The sequence below is a fragment of the Martelella limonii genome (assembly GCF_013344475.1).
In the GTDB taxonomy this organism is placed as follows: domain Bacteria; phylum Pseudomonadota; class Alphaproteobacteria; order Rhizobiales; family Rhizobiaceae; genus Martelella; species Martelella limonii.
Genome location: NZ_JABUOU010000001.1, coordinates 906036 through 927338 on the forward strand (window position 1 = coordinate 906036; position 21303 = coordinate 927338).

19 protein-coding genes are annotated in these 21303 nt (G+C 61.5%); 16 read left to right on the forward strand and 3 right to left on the reverse strand.

Annotated elements, in window-relative coordinates; all coding sequences use genetic code 11:
- The first annotated feature begins 68 nt into the window (after nt 1-68).
- From HPQ62_RS04210 to HPQ62_RS04240, 7 genes are all read left to right on the forward strand, one after another.
- Entirely contained in the window at nt 69-1559 is a 1491-nt protein-coding gene (locus HPQ62_RS04210; protein WP_174801219.1) for a replicative DNA helicase, read from the forward strand.
- Between the two features lie 62 nt (nt 1560-1621).
- Complete coding sequence (gene alr / locus HPQ62_RS04215) at nt 1622-2782, forward strand: alanine racemase (protein ID WP_174801220.1); 1161 nt, start codon at nt 1622-1624, stop codon at nt 2780-2782.
- A 37-nt stretch (nt 2783-2819) separates the two neighbouring features.
- Nucleotides 2820-4226 carry a DNA repair protein RadA gene (gene radA / locus HPQ62_RS04220; protein ID WP_174801221.1) on the forward strand — a complete coding sequence of 469 codons (1407 nt, stop codon included), beginning with the start codon at nt 2820-2822 and terminating at the stop codon, nt 4224-4226.
- Between the two features lie 50 nt (nt 4227-4276).
- Entirely contained in the window at nt 4277-4867 is a 591-nt protein-coding gene (locus tag HPQ62_RS04225; protein ID WP_174801222.1) for a CvpA family protein, read from the forward strand.
- Between the two features lie 53 nt (nt 4868-4920).
- Nucleotides 4921-6411, forward strand: a complete 1491-nt coding sequence (purF, locus tag HPQ62_RS04230; protein WP_174801223.1) for an amidophosphoribosyltransferase — start codon at nt 4921-4923, stop codon at nt 6409-6411.
- Between the two features lie 111 nt (nt 6412-6522).
- Nucleotides 6523-7266, forward strand: coding sequence for an SDR family NAD(P)-dependent oxidoreductase (locus HPQ62_RS04235; protein ID WP_174801224.1), 744 nt, complete (start codon nt 6523-6525; stop codon nt 7264-7266).
- Complete coding sequence (locus HPQ62_RS04240; protein ID WP_244629538.1) at nt 7263-7844, forward strand: DUF1349 domain-containing protein; 582 nt, start codon at nt 7263-7265, stop codon at nt 7842-7844. The genes HPQ62_RS04235 and HPQ62_RS04240 overlap by 4 nt, the downstream gene beginning before the upstream one ends.
- A 121-nt stretch (nt 7845-7965) precedes the next feature.
- Here HPQ62_RS04240 and HPQ62_RS04245 read toward each other — a convergent pair whose 3' ends face one another.
- Complete coding sequence (locus HPQ62_RS04245) at nt 7966-8670, reverse strand: outer membrane protein (RefSeq protein WP_174801225.1); 705 nt, start codon at nt 8668-8670, stop codon at nt 7966-7968.
- A 408-nt stretch (nt 8671-9078) separates the two neighbouring features.
- Between HPQ62_RS04245 and cysS the strand changes: the two genes are divergently transcribed.
- The 5 genes from cysS (at nt 9079) to rarD (ending at nt 14324) form a co-directional block, all read left to right on the forward strand.
- Nucleotides 9079-10470, forward strand: coding sequence for a cysteine--tRNA ligase (gene cysS / locus HPQ62_RS04250; protein WP_174801226.1), 1392 nt, complete (start codon nt 9079-9081; stop codon nt 10468-10470).
- Between the two features lie 199 nt (nt 10471-10669).
- A complete protein-coding gene (locus HPQ62_RS04255) occupies nt 10670-11161 on the forward strand; it encodes a GFA family protein (protein WP_174801227.1) in 492 nt (163 codons plus the stop codon).
- Nucleotides 11151-11621 (forward strand): GFA family protein, encoded by a 471-nt coding sequence (locus HPQ62_RS04260; protein ID WP_174801228.1) that lies wholly within the window; start codon nt 11151-11153, stop codon nt 11619-11621. Before HPQ62_RS04255 ends, HPQ62_RS04260 begins: the two co-directional genes overlap by 11 nt.
- A gap of 49 nt (nt 11622-11670) precedes the next feature.
- Nucleotides 11671-13290, forward strand: a complete 1620-nt coding sequence (gene cimA, locus HPQ62_RS04265; RefSeq protein WP_174801229.1) for a citramalate synthase — start codon at nt 11671-11673, stop codon at nt 13288-13290.
- 98 nt (nt 13291-13388) lie between these two features.
- Nucleotides 13389-14324, forward strand: a complete 936-nt coding sequence (gene rarD, locus HPQ62_RS04270; RefSeq protein ID WP_174801230.1) for an EamA family transporter RarD — start codon at nt 13389-13391, stop codon at nt 14322-14324.
- 53 nt (nt 14325-14377) lie between these two features.
- On the opposite strand, the gene HPQ62_RS04275 is transcribed toward rarD, so the two are convergent.
- Complete coding sequence (locus HPQ62_RS04275) at nt 14378-14998, reverse strand: LOG family protein (protein ID WP_174801231.1); 621 nt, start codon at nt 14996-14998, stop codon at nt 14378-14380.
- Nucleotides 14999-15171: 173 nt separating this feature from the next.
- On the opposite strand from HPQ62_RS04275, the gene HPQ62_RS04280 reads away from it, so the two are divergent.
- The 4 genes from HPQ62_RS04280 (at nt 15172) to pssA (ending at nt 20459) form a co-directional block, all read left to right on the forward strand.
- A complete protein-coding gene (locus HPQ62_RS04280; protein WP_174801232.1) occupies nt 15172-16614 on the forward strand; it encodes a LysM peptidoglycan-binding domain-containing protein in 1443 nt (480 codons plus the stop codon).
- 276 nt (nt 16615-16890) lie between these two features.
- Nucleotides 16891-18777 carry an ABCB family ABC transporter ATP-binding protein/permease gene (locus HPQ62_RS04285; protein WP_174801233.1) on the forward strand — a complete coding sequence of 629 codons (1887 nt, stop codon included), beginning with the start codon at nt 16891-16893 and terminating at the stop codon, nt 18775-18777.
- Nucleotides 18778-18858: 81 nt separating this feature from the next.
- Nucleotides 18859-19572 (forward strand): phosphatidylserine decarboxylase, encoded by a 714-nt coding sequence (locus HPQ62_RS04290; RefSeq protein WP_174801234.1) that lies wholly within the window; start codon nt 18859-18861, stop codon nt 19570-19572.
- The gene (pssA, locus tag HPQ62_RS04295; RefSeq protein WP_174801235.1) at nt 19572-20459 is read left to right on the forward strand and encodes a CDP-diacylglycerol--serine O-phosphatidyltransferase; all 888 of its coding nucleotides are present in this window, start codon (nt 19572-19574) and stop codon (nt 20457-20459) included. Before HPQ62_RS04290 ends, pssA begins: the two co-directional genes overlap by 1 nt.
- Before the next feature lie 75 nt (nt 20460-20534).
- Here the strand turns inward: pssA and HPQ62_RS04300 are convergent, their stop codons facing one another.
- On the reverse strand, nt 20535-21278 hold the full coding sequence (locus HPQ62_RS04300; RefSeq protein WP_174801236.1) for an SOS response-associated peptidase: 744 nt from the start codon (nt 21276-21278) through the stop codon (nt 20535-20537).
- Between the last annotated feature and the right edge of the window lie 25 nt (nt 21279-21303).

Consider the following 21303-nt stretch of genomic DNA (forward strand, 5'->3'; position numbering starts at 1 on the left):
TCTACCCTTCACCGCGAACCTCATTCGTCTATGCTTGAGCGATCCACACGGGAGCTTCCGGAAAAATCATGAACGACCTTGCGCCATCCTTCCAAGCCGCCGCACCGCAGCCGCGTGAAGCGCCGAACAATCTGGAAGTCGAACAGGCGCTGCTCGGCGCGATTCTCGTCAACAATGCCGCCTTCTACCGGGTCTCGGACTTTCTGAAGCCAGAGCATTTCTACGAGCCGCTGCACCGGAAGATCTACGAGCTTGCAGGCGATACCATCCGCATGGACAAGATCGCCAATACGATCACGCTGAAGACCCACCTGCCGCGATCGGTGAAGGTGGGCGACCTGACGGTGGCTGAATATCTGGCGCGCCTTGCGGTCGAGGCCGTCACCATCATCAACGCGGAAGATTATGGCCGTACGATCTACGATCTCGCCATCCGCCGCCAGCTGATCGAAATCGGCGAAGGCGTGGTCAACACCGCTTATGACGCGCCCATCGACGTGCCGCCATCGGAGCAGATCGAGGAAACCGAGCGCAAGCTCTTCGCGCTGGCCGAAACGGGCCGCTACGAGGGCGGATTCCAGACCTTCGAGAATGCGGTTTCGATCGCGATCGACATGGCTGGCAAGGCGTTCGAGAGCGACGGGCATCTCTCGGGCATTTCCACCGGCATCCATACGCTTGACAACAAGATGGGCGGCCTGCAGCGCTCCGACCTTATCATCCTCGCCGGCCGTCCGGGCATGGGCAAGACCTCGCTTGCGACCAACATCGCCTGGAACGTCGCATCGGCCTATGAACCGGAAGTGATGCCGGACGGCACGATCGAGGCCAAGCAGGGGGGCATCGTCGCCTTCTACTCGCTGGAAATGTCCGGCGAGCAGCTCGCCACCCGTATCATTTCCGAGCAGACCGAAGTGTCTTCATCCAAGATCCGCCGCGGCGACATCACCGAGGCCGATTTCGACAAGCTGGTCGCCTGCTCGCAGACCATGCAGAAGGTGCCGCTCTATATCGACCAGACCGGCGGCATTTCCATCGCGCAGCTCTCCGCCCGCGCCCGCCGCCTGAAGCGCCAGCGCGGCCTCGACCTTCTGGTGGTCGACTATGTGCAGCTCATGACCGGTTCGAAGAAATCGGGCGAAAACCGCGTACAGGAGGTGACCGAGATCACCACCGGCCTGAAGGCGCTGGCAAAGGAACTCAACGCGCCGATCATCGCGCTCTCCCAGCTCTCCCGTCAGGTGGAAAACCGCGAGGACAAGCGCCCGCAGCTCTCCGACCTTCGCGAATCGGGCTCGATCGAGCAGGACGCCGACGTGGTGCTGTTCGTCTATCGTGAGGAATATTACGTTCAGAACCTGGAACCGCGCGATCCTGACGATCCGGCCTATGATGAGTGGAAGATGAAGCTCGACAAGGTCAAGGGCACCGCCGACGTGATCATCGCCAAGCAGCGTCACGGTCCGACAGGCACGGCGAACCTCGCCTTCCAGGCCGCCTATACCCGCTTCGCGGATCTTGCGGATCCGTCCTACTCAAACTCGAATTTCGACGAATAATTCTGGGTAAAACGCGTCAATCACGCTATGATTGCCGGAACCACGCAACGAACGGCAGTTTCATGACGGAATATTCGAACGATTTTACCGATCTCAATTTTGACTGGGCCCCTGCCCGCCTGACCGTCGACCTGTCGGCAATCGTCAGCAATTGGCAGGCGATGCGCGCGCTCTCGGGAAGCGCCCGCACGGCAGCCGTCGTCAAGGCGGATGGCTACGGGCTTGGCATCGAGGATGTCGGCGAGGCGCTTTACGCAGCCGGTGCGGCCGATTTCTTCGTGGCCGTGCCGGAAGAAGGGGCGACGCTGCGCCAGTTTGCGCCGGATGCCCGCATCTTCGTGCTCTCCGGCATGTGGCCGGGCACGGAGGAAACCTTCTTCGAAAACGGTCTGGTGCCGGTGCTGGCAAGCGAGGAGCAGCTTGCCTTCTTCTTTGCAGCGATTGCCGATTATGGCGACTACCCCTGCGCCCTGCAGGTCGATACCGGTTTCAACCGACTGGGACTTACGCTTGAAGAGGCGATGAGGCTTGCCGGTGACCTGTCGCGGCCGGCAAGCTTTTCGCCGGTGCTGGTGCTCTCCCACCTTGCCTGCGGCGACGATGCCGCGGCAAGCATGAACCGAGAACAGCTTGAGCGGTTCCGCACCGTGGCCAACGCATTCGAAGGCGTCGAGGCGAGCCTTTCTGCATCCGCCGGGATTCTTCTGGGCGCTGACTATCATTTCGATCTGACGCGGCCCGGCATCGCCCTATACGGCGGTGATTCGGCGCCGGGGTCCTCGAAGATGCTGAAACCCGTGGCCACCGCCGAGGCGCGGATCATCCAGATCCGTCACGCGAAGGCAGGAGAGAATGTCAGCTATGGTGCGACCAAGAGCCTGCAGCGCGACAGCCGGCTCGCCGTGGTTTCGGCAGGTTATGCCGATGGCTATCTGAGGGCGAAATCTGGCACCGGCGTGCCGCTGCGCGAGGCGATCTCCACCGGCGGCACGGGCTTTTTGGCCGGTCACCGCGTGCCCGTTCTCGGGCGCATCACTATGGACATGACGATCTTCGATATCACCGATCTCCCGGAAGGCGCGGTGCGGGCCGGCGATTATGTCGAACTCTTCGGCAACCATATCGCGCTCGATGATGCCGCCGCTGCAGGCGGCACGATCGGATATGAATTGCTCACCTCCCTTGGCTTGCGCTATAGCCGCCGCTATATCCAGCCCGACTGAAACCCTGCCCGTCGCAGACATTGACGAAGAAGAGCTCTTGGCCAAGGCGAAAACCCAGTTCATCTGCCAGAATTGCGGCGCGGTCACCCCGCGCTGGTCCGGACGCTGCGATGCCTGCGGGGCGTGGAACACGATCATCGAGGAAAACCCGCTTGCCGGCATTGGTGGCGGCCCGGCCCGCGCGCCGAAGAAAGGCCGGCCGGTGGCTCTTGTCGCGCTTGACGGCGAAAGCGAGGAAGCCCCGCGCATCGAGAGCAAGATCGCGGAGCTCGATCGCGTCACCGGCGGCGGCTTCGTGCGCGGCTCGGCGGTTCTGGTGGGCGGCGATCCCGGCATCGGCAAGTCCACGCTTTTGATGCAGGCAGCAGCAGCCCTTTCGCGCCAGAACCAGCGAGTGATCTACGTTTCGGGCGAAGAGGCGATCGCGCAGGTCAGGCTTCGCGCAAAACGGCTCGGCGCGTCCGACACCAAGGTGCTGCTTGCCGCAGAGACCAATGTCGAGGACATTCTGGCGACCATTTCCGAAGGCGAGCGCCCCGATCTGGTGATCATCGATTCGATCCAGACGCTGTGGTCCGACCAGGCGGAGGCGGCGCCCGGCACGGTGACACAGGTGCGCATCGGCGTTCAGGCGATGATCCGTCATGCCAAGCAGACCGGTACTGCCATCGTTCTGGTGGGCCACGTCACCAAGGAAGGCCAGATCGCCGGGCCCCGCGTGGTCGAGCACATGGTGGATGCCGTCCTTTATTTCGAGGGCGAGCGCGGACACCATTACCGGATTCTGCGCACAGTGAAGAACCGCTTCGGCGCAACCGACGAGATCGGCGTCTTCGAAATGAGCGACAAGGGCCTGCGCGAGGTCGCAAACCCCTCGGAGCTCTTCCTCGGCGAGCGCAATGAGAAGGCGCCGGGCGCCGCCGTCTTTGCCGGTATGGAAGGCACCCGGCCCGTTCTCGTGGAAATCCAGGCGCTGGTGGCGCCAACCTCGCTCGGCACGCCGCGCCGCGCCGTCGTCGGATGGGATTCGGCACGCCTGTCGATGATCCTTGCTGTGCTCGAAGCCCATTGCGGCGTCCGGCTCGGCAATCACGATGTCTATCTCAATGTGGCCGGCGGCTACCGCGTCAGCGAACCGGCTGCCGATCTTGCCGTTGCCGCTGCCCTGATTTCGTCCCTGGCCGGACTTGCCCTGCCCGCAGATTGCGTCTATTTCGGCGAAGTCAGCCTGTCTGGTGCAATCAGGCCCGTGGCCCATGCCGTGCAGCGCCTGAAAGAGGCCTCAAAGCTGGGCTTCTCCCGTGCCGTCCTTCCTTCGGGAACAGGCGAAATTGCAACGGGCACGGGAAGCGGGCTAAAAGGCTTCGAGGCCCTGCCGGAGCTCGTGGCGGACATCGCCGGCGGAAATCTGGCGGCGCGTGAGAATGACAATGGCGACTTCTAGGGCCGGCAACGGATCATCCGACCAGGCCCGATAGACGAGCGGAGCAATACATGCCACTGACCCTGTTTGACCTGATCGTCGTATTGGTCGTCCTTTTTTCTGCCCTTCTGGCCATGGTCAGGGGCTTTTCGCGCGAAATTCTCTCTCTTCTGGCCTGGGGCCTGTCCGCAGCGATCGCCTATCTCGGCTGGCCCTATCTCGCGCCGATGCTCGAGGGCCTGCTCAGCGACACCCGGCTGACGATGGCGGCGGCCTTCGCGATCATTTTTCTGATAGCTTTGCTGCTTCTTTCACTGGTGATGACGCGCGTTGCGGACTATATTATCGACAGTCGCGCCGGTGTGCTCGACCGCTCTCTCGGTTTCGTTTTCGGTTTGGCCCGTGGCATCCTGATTCTCGCGGTCGCTGTCGCGTTCTGGAATTGGCTCGTCGGCGATGCGCAGAGCCCTGACTGGATCAAGAACGCCAAATCCAAGCCGGCGCTCGATATGCTGGCCGACAAGCTCGAAACGCTTCTGCCGGGCAGCGGCGAAGTTCAGGCCTCGGCTATGCCATTGGACGGTCGCATGAATGTTGCGGCCGACGGTAAGACGATCGTGATCACAGTGCCTGATGTAAAGGCCTCAACCACCACTATCTAAGTCGACTTGAAATTATCGCGGACCTCCCTGCCCCGCACTTTCCGGACCAGATGATGAAAACCAGATTTGACGTGAGTGACGATTTCAGCATTGATGACGATACGCTGCATGAAGAGTGCGGCGTATTCGGCATTTTGGGCCACCCTGATGCCGCGGCTCTTACGGCGCTCGGTTTGCACGCGCTGCAGCACCGCGGCCAGGAAGCCGCCGGCATCGTTTCATATGACGGCCAGCAGTTTCGCTCGGAACGCCATCTGGGCCTTGTGGGCGACCACTTTACCGACCCGGCGATGCTCGAAAGCCTGAGTGGCTCGATGGCAATGGGCCATGTGCGTTACTCGACCACCGGCGGCACGGTCCTGCGCAACGTCCAGCCGCTGTTTGCCGAACTCGGCGTCGGCGGCATCGCGATTGCCCACAATGGCAACTTCACCAATGGCCTGTCGATGCGGCGCAAGCTGATTTCCGACGGTGCCATCTGCCAGTCGACCTCCGACACGGAAGTCGTGCTGCACCTGATCGCGCGCTCCCGGGCCAAGACCTCGTCGGACCGCTTCATCGACGCCATCGGCCAGATGGAAGGCGGCTATTCGATGATCGCGATGACCCGCACCAAGCTGATCGCCGCGCGCGATCCCACGGGCATCCGACCGCTGGTGATGGGCGAGCTCGACGGCAAGCCGATCTTCTGTTCGGAAACCTGCGCGCTTGACATCATCGGCGCGAAATTTGTTCGCGACGTGGAAAACGGCGAAGTGGTGATCTGCGAGCAGCAGGCCGACGGAACGATCTCGATCGACAGCCGCAAGCCAGCGCTGAAGCAGACCGAGCGCCTCTGCCTGTTCGAATATGTCTATTTCGCCCGTCCTGATTCCATCGTCGGCGGCCGCAATGTCTATCAGACCCGCAAGAATATGGGCTTCAACCTCGCCAAGGAAGCGCCGGTGGAAGCCGATGTTGTGGTCCCGGTGCCCGATGGCGGAACGCCTGCGGCGATCGGCTACGCCCAGGAAAGCGGCATTCCGTTCGAGCTCGGCATCATCCGCAACCATTATGTCGGCCGCACTTTCATCGAGCCAACGCAGCAGATCCGCGCTTTCGGCGTGAAACTGAAGCACTCCGCAAACAAGGCCGTGATCTCCGGCCGGCGCGTCGTGCTGATCGATGACTCGATCGTGCGCGGCACCACCTCCGTCAAGATCGTGCAGATGCTGCGCGAGGCGGGCGCCAAGGAAGTGCATATCCGCGTCGCAAGCCCGATGATCTTCTATCCGGACTATTACGGCATCGATACGCCAGACCGCGACAAGCTTCTCGCCAACAACCACGAAACGCTCGAGGACATGTGCCGGTTCATCGGCGCCGACTCGCTCCAGTTCCTGTCGCTTGAAGGGCTCTACATGGCGGTCGGTGGCGAGAAGCGCAACAATGCGCTGCCGCAGTTCACCGATCACCAGTTTACGGGCGACTATCCCACCCGGCTCCTCGACAAGGAGCACGAAGGCGAATTTTCGAAGGTCGAGCTTCTGGCCGGAAACGGCTAGGCGCTCGCCGCCCACCCCTGCCGCCCGCCAAGCCGCGGCGCCACTGAAGACAGGGCGGATGGCCATCCCCGCATGCCAATCCGCCCCATTGAGAGCATTCCGGAGCATACCATGTCCAAGTCACTCGAAGGACGGCTGGCCGTCGTCACCGGCGCCTCACGCGGGATCGGCTATTTCACGGCGCTGGCGCTGGCCAAAGAGGGCGCGCATGTGATCGCCTGCGCCCGCACCGTGGGCGGATTGGAAGAGCTTGACGACGCGATCAAGGCCGACGGCAACGGCACGGCGACCCTGGTGCCGATGGATCTCTCCGATATGGGCGCCATCGACAGGCTCGGCGGTTCGATCTTTGCGCGCTGGGGCAAGCTGGACATTCTGGTTGCCAATGCCGGCGTGCTGGGGGTGATTTCCCCTCTGGCCCATGTGGAAGCCAAGGTCTTCGAAAAGGTGATGACGGTCAACGTCACGGCGACGTGGCGGCTGATCCGCTCGCTCGAGCCGCTGCTGCTGCAATCGGACGCCGGACGCGCCGTGCTGCTGTCGTCGGGCGTTGCCCATACCTGCCGTCCTTTCTGGGGCCCCTATGCCGCCTCCAAGGCCGCCGTTGAGGCGATGGCGCGCACTTGGGCCGGCGAAACCGCGCATACCGCGCTGAAGGTGACCTCCGTCGATCCGGGCCGCACCCGTACCGCCATGCGCGCCCAGGCTGCCCCTGGGGAAGACCCGGCGACCCTGCCCCACCCGAGCGAAGTTGCAGAAAAGATTGCCGCGCTGACGAAGCCGGACTTCACGGAAAGCGGCAAGCTCTACGTCGTGCGCGAAGACACGCTGAAAACCTACCAGTTGCCGCAATGACGGGCACCACGGCGATGCGCCAATGGCTTAACGAACCGGCCGTGTGGGAAGCCGATGACACTACGCTGACGCTGGTTACCGAAAATGTGACGGATTTCTGGAGGCGCACGTTTTACGGCTTCATCCGCGACACCGGTCATGCCTGGCTGCAGCCGGTTGTAGGCGATTTTTCCGCAAGCGTAACCGTCAGCGCAGACTATCAGGCGCTTTATGATCAGGCCGGCATCATGCTTCGGATCGACGAGACCTGCTGGATAAAGGCGGGGATAGAGTTCACCGACGGGATGATGCACTTCTCGACCGTCGTCACCCGCGACGTCTCCGATTGGTCCGTCATTCCGCTTGCCGCGGCGACGCCGGAAACACAGGTTTCAATCCGCCTCACGCGTCACGACGATGCCGTCCGTATCCAGTTCCACCTTGGCGACGAGAAATGGCAGATGGCGCGACTTTGCCCGTTCTCATCCGCAGACGCGATGGTCGGGATCACGGCCTGCACGCCGGAACGCGCCGGGCTCAGGGTGCGCTTCGACGGCTTTGAGGTGGGTCCGGCGATTTCCCGCAACCTTCACGACTGACAAGCTGCGGGCCTTCGCTGTCGATGGATCGCGAAGAACACGCACCTTCGCTTGTCGTGAGCGCACAAAGAAGGCCGGATGCTTTCCCATCCGGCCTTTTCGCAATCCAAAGGTGATCTGATTAGAACTTGTAACCGAGACCGACCTTTACGACGCTCTGCTTGGCTTCCATGCTGAAGTTCGGATCCCAGCTGAACGACTTGTCGTATTTCGGGAAGTCGGTGTAGCGATACTCGATACGGCCGAAGAAGTTGTTGGTGAAGGCATGCTCGATGCCGGCACCCACGGTCCAGCCCAGAATGGTCTGCTCGCCGGTGTCGAGCGAGTAGAGCGCCGTTGCACCCGTGACCTTGCCGCTGGCGAGTTCGCCGCCGGCAGTACCGTAAATGAGCGTTCTGTCGAAGGCATAACCGAGACGGCCACGGAGCGAACCGCCCCAGCCACGCTCGAACTTGCCGACAGCCGGCTCCGGTGCACCGGTGATGATGACCTGCAGCGCCTGGTCGTCAGAATTGCCGAAGTAGTCTACCTCACCTTCAATACCGAGAACGAGGTCGTTGGCGAACTGGTAGTTGTAACCAGCAAAGACGCCGCCGACCCAGTTGTCGAAATCAAAGCTCGGATCGACCAGTCGGTAGGTGTTTGCTTCGGCCTGGGTCCAGTGATAACCGGCAACCGCACCGAGATAGAAGCCCGTCCACGTGAAGGTGGGCTGTTCGATGATGACAACATCCTCAACGACCGGGGGCGTGTATACCACGTCTGCGGCCTGAGCTCCGATGGCGGGCGCCAGCGCCGCCGCGAGAATTGAAAGTCGCTTGATCATTGCGTACCCCTATTGCGTTCCTAGATTAAACGTAGTGCAGAGGATGCATTTGTATAGTTTAAATTTGATTTATTATTTTCGAAAAGTACACACTGGTACATAAAAACCACACCATATTTTTCATGCCGCTGATTTTATACGTTTTTTATCGAATTCTAGCTTAAGTAACAAGTGACCAACAATACTACCTTAACACGTTTTCTCAGGCCTTCGCCACGCACTTGACGCAGGCCCGGCAAGTCGGCATAACTCCTGGCATGAATACGGCCCTTTGCACGATCTGCATCATTATTCGCTAGCACCTCGCTGGCCGGCCGCTCTTGTCCTGAAAAACGATAACAGACAAAGCCCCCGGCCCCGGGTGCAGCATTGTTTTGCGATCGCCATGATGAGTTCAGGAGAGAATACATGGGCAATGCCCTCAGCCTTTATAATACGCTGACACGCGCCAAGGAGGTTTTCCGGCCCATTGATCCGGAAAATGTGCGCATGTATGTCTGCGGGCCGACGGTTTATGATTTCGCCCATATTGGCAATGCCCGGCCTGTGATCGTGTTCGACGTGCTCTACCGTCTGCTGCGCCATCTCTATGGGGACGACCACGTCACCTATGTCCGCAACATCACCGACGTCGATGACAAGATCAATGCGCGGGCTAAGCGCGACTACCCGGACCTGCCACTGAACGACGCGATCCGCGCCGTTACCGAAAAGACCGCCGACCAGTTCCACGCCGATATCAAGGCATTGGGCGTCCTCCCGCCCACCGCCGAGCCGCGGGCGACCGATCATATCGACGGCATGGTGGCGATGATCCAGACGCTGATCGACAAGGGGCACGCCTATATCGCCAAGGGGGCAGACGGCAGGGAAGTGTTGTTTGACGTTCCCTCCATGCCGGACTATGGCAGGCTGTCCCGGCGCAATCTCGAAGATCAGCAGGCAGGCGCCCGCATCGCCGTGGAAGGCCACAAGAAAAGCCCGGCCGATTTCGTCCTCTGGAAGGAAAGCGCCGCCGACGAGCCCGGCTGGGAAGCGCGCTTTACCGAAAATGGAGCGCCCACGGTCATCCACGGAAGGCCCGGCTGGCATATCGAATGCTCGGTCATGTCTGAGCATCACCTCGGAAAGACTTTCGACATTCACGGCGGCGGGCTCGACCTGATCTTCCCGCACCATGAGAACGAAATTGCCCAGTCCTGCTCCGCCCACGGCAATCATGTGATGGCTAATGTCTGGATGCATAACGGCTTCGTGCAGGTGGAAGGCCGCAAGATGTCGAAATCCGAAGGCAATTTCGTCACCATCCATGATTTGCTGGAAACCGAAAAATTCGGCGGCCGCAAATGGCCCGGCGAAGTGCTGCGGCTCGCCATGCTGATGACGCATTACCGCGAGCCGATCGATTTTTCGGTGAAGCGGCTGGAGGAGGCAGAGAATATCCTGGTGAAGTTGCGCCGAAAGGCGGATGGAGCGGAACCGGGCCGAGATATGCCCACCTCCTACTCCGAATTACTGGCCGATGATCTGAACACGCCGACCTATATCCAGTCGCTGCTTTCCGCCGACGGATCTGCTCTTCTAGCAGCAGCCGCAATGATCGGTATCGATCTGAAGCCGCGAGCCGCGGGCTTCGATGTCGCAAGTATCGTCGAGCAACGCCTCGCCTTCATCCGCGACAAGAACTGGGCCGAGGCTGACCGTATCCGCGATGAACTGGCATCTCAGGGGATCCAGCTAAAGGATTCAAAAGACAAGGAAACCGGCGAGCGCATCACCACCTGGGAGGTGAAGCGGTGAACACTGTCGCTAGCCTCCTGCCCTTACCAACTTCGGCGCATCCTATTAGCGCGTCATCCTCGGGCTTGACCCGAGGATCCAGGCAGCATTTCCCGAGTGGCCTAGATGCTCGGGTCAAGCCCGAGCATGACTCCGAGAGGGAGAGCACTATCCCCGGCAAGGCGCCTCCTGCACCGATATTCATCCGGAGAGACCGATCATGAACACCTTCTCCGGCGGATGCCAGTGCGGAGCCGTGCGTTACCGTGTCGAAGGCCCGCTTGCAACGCCGCATCTGTGTCATTGTCGGATGTGCCAGAAGGCAGCCGGCAATTATTTCATGCCGCTGGCGAGCGCGGAAAACAGCGTCTTTTCGCTGACGCGCGGCGCGCCGCGGTGGTTCTTCTCCTCCGAGCATGTCAAGCGCGGCTTCTGCGCGGAGTGCGGCACACCGCTGTTCTTCATGACCGAGGGCGGCGAGCACATCTCGGTGACGCTCGGCAGTCTCGATGATCCATCCGCAGTTGTTCCGGAGACGCAGGATGGAGTCGAGGGTCGCATACCCTTCTTCCATGCCCTGCCCCACCTTCCCGAGCGGTCGACCGACCGTTCCGATCTTCCCGGCGGCACCATCGGGGTCGCCGCCAGCAATCGCCAGCACCCCGATCACGATACGGACCATTGGCCGAGGGAGACTGACATTGAGCGGTGAACCCAGTTTTTCAGGCGGTTGCCAGTGCGGGGCGGTCCGGTTTCGCGCCAGCCATTTGGGGCGGCCGTCGATCTGCCATTGCCGGATGTGCCAGAAGGCGTTCGGGAATTTCTTCGGCGCGCTGGTGACAGCCGATATCGCGCATCTTGAATGGACGCGCGGCAAGCCCAGCATGTTCCGCTCCTCCGCAAAGGTGTTGCGCGGATTCTGCGAAAAATGCGGAACGCCGCTGACCTATCAGTTTTCGGGTGGCATCGAGCTTGCAATCGGCGCATTTGACGATCCGGCGCATTTCGAGCCGCAAATCCAGGTCAACCACGATCATCGGTTGCCGTGGATCGATACCCTGTTTGAAAAGCCCGGACGTCCGCAGACGCTGGAGGAAAGCGAAATCGTCTCGCGCCAGCACCCGGACCACGACACAGACCAATGGCCGCCCGAAGACGGCCAGGACGCATAACAGACCCATAAGAATGGCCGCAAAGGCCGAAAGGGACGGAGACCCGATCATGTCAGACCGCGAACGCATCTATCTGTTCGACACCACCTTGCGCGACGGCCAGCAGACGCCAGGCGTCGATTTCTCGGTCGAAGACAAGATTGCGATAGCCAACATGCTTGATCATTTCGGCTTCGACTATGTCGAGGGCGGCTATCCGGGCGCAAATCCCACCGACACGGCGTTCTTTTCGAAGAAGCGCACCGGCCGTGCCAAGATGACGGCCTTCGGCATGACCAAGCGCGCCGGGGTCTCGGCGTCGAACGATCCGGGCATGGCCGCGCTGATCGCAGCCGCAGGCGACGCGGTCTGTCTGGTTGCCAAGAGCTGGGACTATCACGTCAAGGTCGCGCTCGGCATTTCCAATGACGACAATCTGCAATGCATCGCGGAAAGCATCGAAGCGGTTACCGCGGCCGGCAAGGAAGCGATGCTCGACTGCGAGCATTTCTTCGACGGCTACAAGGCCAATCGCGACTACGCGCTTGCCTGCGCCCGGACCGCGCTCGCTGCCGGCGCGCGCTGGATCGTTCTGTGCGACACCAATGGCGGCACGCAGCCGGATGAGGTCGCGGAAATCGTCGCCGATGTCATTGCAAGCGGCATTCCGGGTTCGTCGCTCGGCATCCATGCCCACAACGACACCGGCCAGGCCGTTGCCAACTCGCTCGCTGCCGTGCGCGCCGGCGCGCGGCAAGTGCAGGGCACGCTGAACGGCATCGGCGAGCGCTGCGGCAACGCCAACATCATCACGCTCGCAGCCACCCTGGCGCTCAAGGAACGCTACAGCAGCCGTTTCGTTCTCGGCATCGACGCCGAACGGCTGACGGAAATCTCCGCCCTCTCCCACGGCTTTGATGAACTCCTGAACCGCGCACCCGATCCGCAGCTTCCCTATGTCGGGGCCTCGGCCTTTGCCACCAAGGCCGGCATTCATGCCTCTGCGCTTCTGAAAGACCCGAGAACCTACGAGCACATCGATCCATCATCGGTCGGCAACAGCCGCAGGGTGATGGTTTCCGACCAGGGCGGAAAATCCAATTTCATCAATGAACTCAAGCGTCTCGGCATCCCTGTTGCGAAAGACGATCCGCGTCTCGACACGCTGATTTCGATCGTCAAGGAACGCGAGGCAATGGGCTATGCCTATGAGGCGGCCGATGCCAGCTTCGAACTGCTCGCCTTGCGGGAACTTGGCAGCGTCCCCCATTTCTTCCACGTCGACAGTTTCCGCGTCATGGTGGAGCGCCGCTATGACAGCCATGGCCGGATCAAGACCGTCTCAGAGGCCGTGATCAAGCTTGATATAGACGGCAGGCGCGTCATGTCCGTTTCGGAGGGCGATGGTCCGGTCAACGCGCTCGACAAGGCGTTCCGCAAGGACCTCGGGAAATTCCAGGGCGAGATCGCCGACCTGAAGCTTGCCGACTACAAGGTGCGGATCCTCAACGGCGGAACCGAGGCGATCACCCGAGTCCTGATCGAAAGCATCGACGATGACGACGTGCGGTGGTGGACCGTGGGCGTTTCGGAAAACATCATCGAAGCCTCGTTCCAGGCGCTGATGGACTCGATCACCTTCAAGCTGATGAAGAACCGCAAGCTTGCCGGCCGGGCGGCGGCGGAATAGCCGCGCTCTGGCTTTTGCTGCGCGTGTGATCGCAAGTTTCGTGTGGCGGCGGCGCCTGCCACACGCTATGGCGTCATGCCAATATCGAAGGAAATGCCATGTCCGCCGAACCAGTCGCGGTCGCCACACCCGTTCAAGATCAGCAGGGAGACACGCTCAAGGGCTTTGTCCTGGCCCTGATCGTCTTTCTCCTGTGGGGCGTGCTGCCGCTTTACATGAAGCTCGTGACCCATCTTCCCACCGGCGAAATCCTTGCGCATCGGATCATCTGGTCGCTACCGTTTGCAGGCGCGATGGTGGCCTATTCGGGCCAGTCGCGCATCGTCACCGGCGTTCTCAGGAAGCCGAAGATGATGGGCCTTGTGCTTCTGTGCAGCCTGTTCATCACGCTCAACTGGGGCACCTATATCTATGCGGTCGCCACCGCGCAGACCGTGGATGCAGCGCTCGGCTATTTCATCAACCCGCTGTTTTCGATCGCGCTTGCTGCGCTGATCCTGCGCGAAAAGCTCGGGCGCGGACAGATGCTGGCCGTCGCGCTCGCCTTCTCTGCTGTCGTCATCCTGACTGTCGAACTTGGCAGGCTGCCGATGGTGGCGCTGCTCCTGCCGCTCAGTTTCGGCGCCTACGCCTTCCTGCACAAGATCATGCCGGTCGAGGGCACCACCGCCTTTACCCTGGAGGCGATGGTGCTGAGTGGACCGGCGCTCGCCTACATCATCTGGCTGGAGGCGACCGGCGCCGGGCATTTCCTGCAATCGCCGGCGACGGCCGCGCTCCTGATCGGATGCGGTGCGGCAACGGCAATTCCGCTGCTCATCTATGCCAACGCCACCAAGCTGCTCAGGCTTTCGACCATCGGGATCATGCAGTACATCGCGCCAAGCGTGATCTTCCTGATTGCGGTGCTGATTTTCCGCGAACCGCTGGAACCGGCGAAACTTGTCGCCTTCATCCTCATCTGGATCGCGCTCGTGATCTACACCGCGCCAATGATCCGGCGGAAGCGCAAGGCGCAAGTCTCGACGCACTAAAAAACCGCCAGACGCAGCGCGGCTGGCGGTTCGTGGCATTCAGCAAGCGCGGGCTACATCTTGCTGATGAGGCTCTCCTGCCCGTCAGAGACGGCGCTTTCATTCCAGAGCGCCTCGATCGCCGGGATCATGTCGGAGACATGATCGATCAACTGCGGGCGCACCTGGTGGCTGGTGTGGAGGAAACCCTCCTTCAGCATGTGGTCCATCAGCTCGATCATCGGCTGCCAGAACCCGCCGATATTGCCAAGGATCATCGGCTTGTTGTGGCGGCCAAGCTGCGCCCACGTCATGATCTCGACGATTTCCTCAAGCGTGCCGATGCCGCCCGGCAGCGCGATGAAGGCATCGGCGCGCTCGAACATGGTATGTTTGCGCACATGCATGTCGGGCGTGATCAGAAGCTCGTCAAGCGCCTCGAGCTGATCGCGCGTGGCTTCCATATCGACCAGAAACTCCGGGATGATGCCCATCACATGGCCGTTATTTTCCAGAACGCCCTCGGCAACCGCGCCCATGATGCCCTTGGTGCCGCCGCCATAGACCAGGCCATAGCCGGACGCTGCGATGGCTTCGCCGAGCGCCTTTCCGGCGCGCATATAGTCCGGATCCACGCCCGGCCTGGAGCCGCAATAGACGCAGATGCGGCGAATCGTTTGCTCTTGTTTTTCCATGCTCTCAATCAATCCCATTCCCGCGCGCGCGGTCAAGTTCATTGCAATTCGAACACAATCACGCGTTTACCCTGTTCAAGCTTTGCCCGGACAGCGATTGAAGTCTTGTATATATAGGGCAGTATGGCTAGCGTTTTCAGGCAATTGGCGTCATCGCCTCGCTGGAGCAATGAATGAAAAGCAAACGGACCGGTATCGTCATCGCCGTCATCCTGCTCGTGTTGATCGCGGCAGGTCTCTTCTTTGTTGCGCGCGAGGGTGAAAAAGGCACGGATGCCGGAGAGCAAGCGCAGCAGAGCCAGGCGGACGAGCAGCCAGATGTGGCCACGGACGGCCCGAGCAGCGACAGCGATAGCTCAAGCGATCCGAAAAGCGCGCGCCTGCGGATTCCGACCTTCGACGTGTTGCGCGTCGACCCGGACGGGACGGTGGTGATCGCAGGCGCTGCTGAACCGCTGGGGACGCTCAGCGTGAAGGAAGGCGATGCGGTGATCACCTCGTCCGAGGTCGACAGCTCCGGCGATTTCGTCGCCATCGTCGAGACCCCGCTGAAGCCCGGTGATCACCTCATCTATCTCGATGTCACCATGCCCGACGGACGCACGGCACGTTCGCTGCAGACAGCAACGATCTCGATCCCCGAAACGCCGGATGGCGAGCTTCTGGCGCTGATCACCGAGCCCGGCAAGGCTTCGGAACTGGTCGCCGTGCCGGACGAAGACCCTGACGCCGCAAAAGGCAGCGTGGTCGCAGTCAACCGGTCTGCGTCCAGCGACGACGACGGCACAGCCGGGGCGGATGAAAAGACCGCAAGGGAGAACGCCGAAGCCTCCACCCAGGGAAACACCGGCGGCGCTTCGGCGCAGCAGGACGGAAATGCCTCGGGCATGCAGAATGACGGCGACGAGACGCGCCTGCCGACCATCGTGGTCGAAACCGGCGCGGACGACAATCAGCAAGCGAGCGAGGACCGGCAGACGGACGATGGAAGTTCCCAAATCGTCGCCCTTGTCAGCATCAAGGCGGTGGAGATCGAGGGCGCTCGCCTGTTTGTTGCCGGCGAAGGCGATCCCGGCGCCACGATCCGTGGATATATCGACGACACGCTGATCGGCGATGCGAAGGTCAATATCGAAGGCAATTACGTTCTCGATGCCGAGATCGACGTGTCGATCGGTCTGCACACGATCCGGGTCGACATGCTGGCGCGGGACGGAGGCGTGATTGCCCGCGCCGTCGTTCCCTTCGACCGCCCGGCGGGCGATCAGGTCGCGGCGATCTCCAGCGCGCCCGCGACGGCTGGTGAAGAGCAGGAAGACGGCTTCCAGACCTTTACCCAGCCGCAGCTTGAGGGCAGCGACAATGCGGTGATCATCCGGCGCGGAGACAATCTCTGGCGGATTTCGCGGCGCATGTACGGGCGCGGCGTGCGCTACACCACGATCTACATCGCCAACGAGCAGCAGATCGTCAATCCGAACGTGATCCTGCCCGGTCAGGTGTTTTCCGTGCCGAAGGAACCGATGCCGATCGGCGAGGCCGAGACCATTCATCGTCGCCTTCTGCAGGGTGAAAAAGTGGGGCCCGAATACGGCTTGCCGGCCGCCGACAGATAGGCCGTCAAGCGCGCCTTTCTGCTCTGCGCCATTGCAATCATCATCCGGCCACCTTATGTCGCGGTCAAAGCGGTATCCTTCGGGTTGCACATTCTTTCGATGAGCCGGTGGCTGCTCGGGCCTGGTCAGATTGCCCGATCAGCTGGCCCTGCCTGGCGCTCATGCCAGCCGGGACGCTGCCGAGGATCGTCGGAAACCTGCGCCGGTTTCGGACATTTCCGTCTTTTCGGTTTTCAATCTTGCTCGACCTCCCAGGTCTTGAGCGCGGGGACAAGCATGGCAGAACGCGGCAAAACCGTATCGGCGGATTCATCCAATCCGCTCCACACGATCGTTAACCTCTGGCCCTATATCTGGCCGTCGAGCCGTCCGGATCTGAAGCGCAGGGTGGTGCTTGCCACGATCGCTCTGGTCATCGCCAAGCTGATCCTCCTGCTCGTGCCCTACTCCTTCAAATGGGCGACCAACGCGCTGACGGGTGAGCTCGAGATCAACCAGATGCTTCCGGCTTTCCTGTTCGGCGCGGTCACGCTGGTGCTGTTCTACAACCTTGCCCGCATCGGCCAATTGGGCTTCAACCAGTTGCGCGATGCACTGTTTGCGAGCGTCGGCCAATATGCCGTGCGCCGGCTTGCGCACCGGGTTTTCGTCCACATGCACGAACTGGCGCTGCGCTTTCACCTGTCGCGCAAGACCGGCGGGCTGTCGCGCATCATCGAACGCGGCACCAAGGGCATCGAGACGATCGTTCGCTTTACGATCCTCGCAACGCTGCCGACGGTCCTTGAGTTCGTCCTGGTCGCGATCATCTTCTGGTGGGGCTACGGGTTCGATTATCTGGCAATCACCGCAGTCACCGTCGTGCTTTACGTGTGGTTCACGATCAAGGCCAGCGACTGGCGCATCGCTATCCGCCGCGAAATGAACGACAGCGACACAGATGCCAATACCAAGGCGATCGATTCGCTGCTGAACTACGAAACCGTGAAGTATTTCGGCAATGAGAAGATGGAGGCACATCGCTTCGATACCTCAATGGCGCGTTATGAAAATGCCGCGACCCGGATCTGGACATCGCTCGGCTGGCTCAATTTCGGCCAAGGCGTGATCTTCGGCATCGGCATGACCATCATGATGGTGCTCTCGGCCATTGCGGTGAAGAACGGCACGCAGACCATCGGCGACTTCGTCTTCGTCAACGCCATGCTGATCCAGCTTGCCATTCCGCTGAATTTCATCGGCTCGGTCTACCGCGAAATCCGCCAGGGCCTGACCGATATCGAGCAGATGTTCGACATTCTCGAAGTTGACCTCGAAATCACCGACAAGCCGGATGCGAAGGACCTTGAGATCCACCAGGGCGCCATCGCCTTCAAGGATGTGCACTTCTCCTACGATGCTGCGCGGCCTATCCTGAAGGGCATCTCCTTCGAGGTGCCCGCGGGCAAGACGGTCGCGATCGTCGGGCCGACCGGGGCGGGCAAATCCACGATTTCCCGGCTGCTGTTCCGCTTCTACGATGTCAATGACGGCGCGATCACCATCGACGGGCAGGATCTGCGTGACGTCAAACAGGCAAGCCTGCGCGATGCCATCGGCATGGTGCCGCAGGATACAGTGCTCTTCAACGACACTATTGCCTACAATATCCGCTATGGCCGCACATCGGCGAGCGACGAGGAGGTCAACGCCGCGGCAGAACTGGCTCAGGTCGGCGGCTTTATCCGGCAATTGCCGGAGGGCTTCGAAACCCAGGTCGGCGAACGCGGGCTGAAGCTCTCGGGCGGCGAGAAGCAGCGCGTGGCGATTGCCCGCACCATCCTGAAGGCGCCGCCGATCATGGTGCTGGACGAGGCAACCTCCGCGCTCGACACGCACACCGAACGCGAAATCCAGGCAGCACTCGATATCGTCTCCCAGAACCGGACGACGCTGGTGATTGCCCATCGGCTTTCAACGGTGATCGGCGCCGACGAGATCATCGTTCTTAAGGCCGGCCAGATCGCCGAGCGCGGCACCCATGACGATTTGATCGCCCAGAACGGACTTTACGCGCAGATGTGGGAGCGTCAGCGCGAAGCGACCCTTGCCGAGGAGCATCTGCGCGAGGTGCGCGAAAGCGACGACATGGGCGTGATCATGCGGCTTGACCCCGCCAACTGATCTGCTTGTCCCCAGCCACGCTCGGCTGCCTTGTTCCCAAGGCGGCTGAGAGCCTGTATGTTTAGAGCTCAGATTTGGGCAATGAAGCGAGGAAACATGACCATTATCGATTCCATTCGGCAGTCGATGGCGCCGATCCACAAGGAAGGCTACCGCTTCGTCGCGATTTTCCTGGTGGCGACCCTCATTCTCGGATGGATTGCCCAGCCCCTGTTCTGGATCGGTCTCATCCTGACGCTTTGGTGCGCCTATTTCTTCCGCGACCCGGATCGCATGGTGCCGCAGGATGATGACATGGTCATCAGCCCCGCAGATGGTCGCGTCTCCTCGATCAGCGAGGAAATTCCGCCCGCCGAAATGGGTCTCGGCGCGGAGCCCATGCTGCGCATATGCGTGTTCATGAACGTGTTCGACTGCCATGTGAACCGCGCCCCGATGGCCGGCCGGATCGCCGGCATCCATTATCGCCCCGGCAAGTTCCTGAATGCCGAACTCGACAAGGCGAGCGAGGACAATGAGCGCAATGGCCTCGTCCTCGAGACCGCCCATGGCCGCATCGGCGTCGTCCAGATCGCGGGTCTTGTTGCCCGCCGGATCGTCTGCTTCTCGGAGACTGGCGACGCCATTGACGCCGGTGAGCGCTTCGGCCTGATCCGGTTCGGCTCCAGGCTCGACGTCTATCTGCCGACCAATGCCACGCCGCGCGTTGCCGTCGGCCAGCTTGCCACCGCTGGCGAAACCGTACTGGCTGCCTTCAGCGGTTTTGAACTGCCGGTCGTCGGACGGAAGATCTGATGGCGGATGACGATATCAAGCATCCTGTCGAAACGCGGGTGAAGCCCTCCGGCGACAAATCCGGACGTGGTCCGCGGTTGCGCGAAATACCGCTGCGGCTGATCCTGCCCAATCTGGTAACGGTGCTTGCCATCTGTGCAGGTCTCTCCGGCATCCGGCTCGCGATCGACGGCCAGTTTGCCAAGGCCGTCGTGATGCTGCTGATCGCCGCGTTTCTGGACGGAATCGACGGCAGGCTCGCACGGCTCCTGAAGGCCTCGTCGAAATTCGGCGAACAGATGGATTCGCTTGCAGATATCGTCAATTTCGGCATTGCACCGGCGCTTGTCGCCTATACCTATCTGCTGCATGACGGCGGAACGCTCGGCTGGATCGCGGCGCTGATCTACGCCATTGCTGCCGCCCTTCGCCTCGCGCGCTTCAACGTGATGGCCGACCGCAAGCGCAAGGCAAGCTGGCAAGGCGAGTATTTCGTGGGCGTGCCTGCGCCGCTTGGCGCCATCATCATGCTGCTTCCCGTCTATCTCGGATTTCTCGGCATGGAGCTTGGGCGCGGCACGGCACTTGCCTCATCCGCCTACACCGTGCTGATCGGCTTCCTGTTGATCAGCCGCCTTCCGGTCTGGTCCGGCAAGAGCCTCGGCTTTACCGTACGTCGCGACTTCGCCCTGCCGATGATGCTGCTCGCCGTGCTCTCGGTCGCGCTCCTGTTTGCCTACACCTGGCACGTGATGATCGCGGGCTGCGCGCTCTATCTCGCAAGCCTGCCGCTCGGCGCGCGTGCCTGGCACCGCAAATACGGCACGCTGGTGATGGAAGACGATCATGACGAGGACGATGAGGACGACAGCGTCCCACGCAAGAACCGGCTCGATCTCGACATCTGACGCTCTGCGGCCGGTCCTGAAGCTGAGCCGGACCGCGACCGCATCAGGCCGAAGCAAGGCCCGGGCGTTGCCATCTCAGAACAGGTCCATCTGTCCCGGTCCGTTCTCGTCCGGCGCCCGCTCAAGCGCCGGACCTATCGGCTCTATGAGGTCCGCGCCAAGATTGCGGGCATTGCTGACGGCCTTTGCGACCGGAAACGCCTCGAAGAAATCAGCGGGCGGCGCCTTCAGAAGATCGGCGACATCGCGGGGTTCGTGGCCCCGGCAGTCAAGCCAGCGCTCGTAGTCTTCCGGCAGGATCACCACGGGCGATCGCTCATGAATATGGCTGATGACGCCGCTGGAGGAAGTTGTCAGGATCGTGCCGGTATCGATCTCGGTTCCGTCAGCGCCAAGCCAGGGCGACATCAGCCCGGCAAAGGCGATCAACCCACCCTGGCGCGGCCGGATCCAGAACGGCTCTGCCCCGCCCTTTTCGCCGGTGCGCCGCCACTCGAAAAAACCAGACGCCGGCACAAGCGTCCGAAAATGCCGCATCGAGCCGCGAAAGGCAGGCTTTTCGGCCGCCGTTTCGCTGCGGGCATTGAACAGCAGCGAGAAGTCCTTCGGGTCCTTCACCCAGGCGGGGATCAGCCCCCATCGCACCAGAAGCGCATTGCGCCCCTCGCCGCCTCCGGTCAGCTCCGAGGCGCTGACGATCATCAGGATCGGCTGCGACGGCGCGATGTTGTAACGCGGCGGAAACGGGTCCACCGCCGTGATGTCGAAGGCCTCTTCCACCTCTTCCGGGCTTGCTATCAGACCGAAACGCCCACACATTGCTTGCAGAAATCCTCACTGAAAC

Coding starts and splice junctions, on each gene's coding strand:
- HPQ62_RS04210 (WP_174801219.1), top strand. CDS start 69: ATGAACGACCTTGCGCCATCCTTCCAAGCCGCCGCACCGCAGCCGCGT.
- alr (WP_174801220.1), top strand. CDS start 1,622: ATGACGGAATATTCGAACGATTTTACCGATCTCAATTTTGACTGGGCC.
- HPQ62_RS04225 (WP_174801222.1), top strand. CDS start 4,277: ATGCCACTGACCCTGTTTGACCTGATCGTCGTATTGGTCGTCCTTTTT.
- purF (WP_174801223.1), top strand. CDS start 4,921: ATGAAAACCAGATTTGACGTGAGTGACGATTTCAGCATTGATGACGAT.
- HPQ62_RS04235 (WP_174801224.1), top strand. CDS start 6,523: ATGTCCAAGTCACTCGAAGGACGGCTGGCCGTCGTCACCGGCGCCTCA.
- HPQ62_RS04240 (WP_244629538.1), top strand. CDS start 7,263: ATGACGGGCACCACGGCGATGCGCCAATGGCTTAACGAACCGGCCGTG.
- HPQ62_RS04245 (WP_174801225.1), bottom strand. CDS start 8,670: ATGATCAAGCGACTTTCAATTCTCGCGGCGGCGCTGGCGCCCGCCATC.
- cysS (WP_174801226.1), top strand. CDS start 9,079: ATGGGCAATGCCCTCAGCCTTTATAATACGCTGACACGCGCCAAGGAG.
- HPQ62_RS04255 (WP_174801227.1), top strand. CDS start 10,670: ATGAACACCTTCTCCGGCGGATGCCAGTGCGGAGCCGTGCGTTACCGT.
- cimA (WP_174801229.1), top strand. CDS start 11,671: ATGTCAGACCGCGAACGCATCTATCTGTTCGACACCACCTTGCGCGAC.
- rarD (WP_174801230.1), top strand. CDS start 13,389: ATGTCCGCCGAACCAGTCGCGGTCGCCACACCCGTTCAAGATCAGCAG.
- HPQ62_RS04275 (WP_174801231.1), bottom strand. CDS start 14,998: ATGGAAAAACAAGAGCAAACGATTCGCCGCATCTGCGTCTATTGCGGC.
- HPQ62_RS04280 (WP_174801232.1), top strand. CDS start 15,172: ATGAAAAGCAAACGGACCGGTATCGTCATCGCCGTCATCCTGCTCGTG.
- HPQ62_RS04285 (WP_174801233.1), top strand. CDS start 16,891: ATGGCAGAACGCGGCAAAACCGTATCGGCGGATTCATCCAATCCGCTC.
- HPQ62_RS04290 (WP_174801234.1), top strand. CDS start 18,859: ATGAAGCGAGGAAACATGACCATTATCGATTCCATTCGGCAGTCGATG.
- pssA (WP_174801235.1), top strand. CDS start 19,572: ATGGCGGATGACGATATCAAGCATCCTGTCGAAACGCGGGTGAAGCCC.
- HPQ62_RS04300 (WP_174801236.1), bottom strand. CDS start 21,278: ATGTGTGGGCGTTTCGGTCTGATAGCAAGCCCGGAAGAGGTGGAAGAG.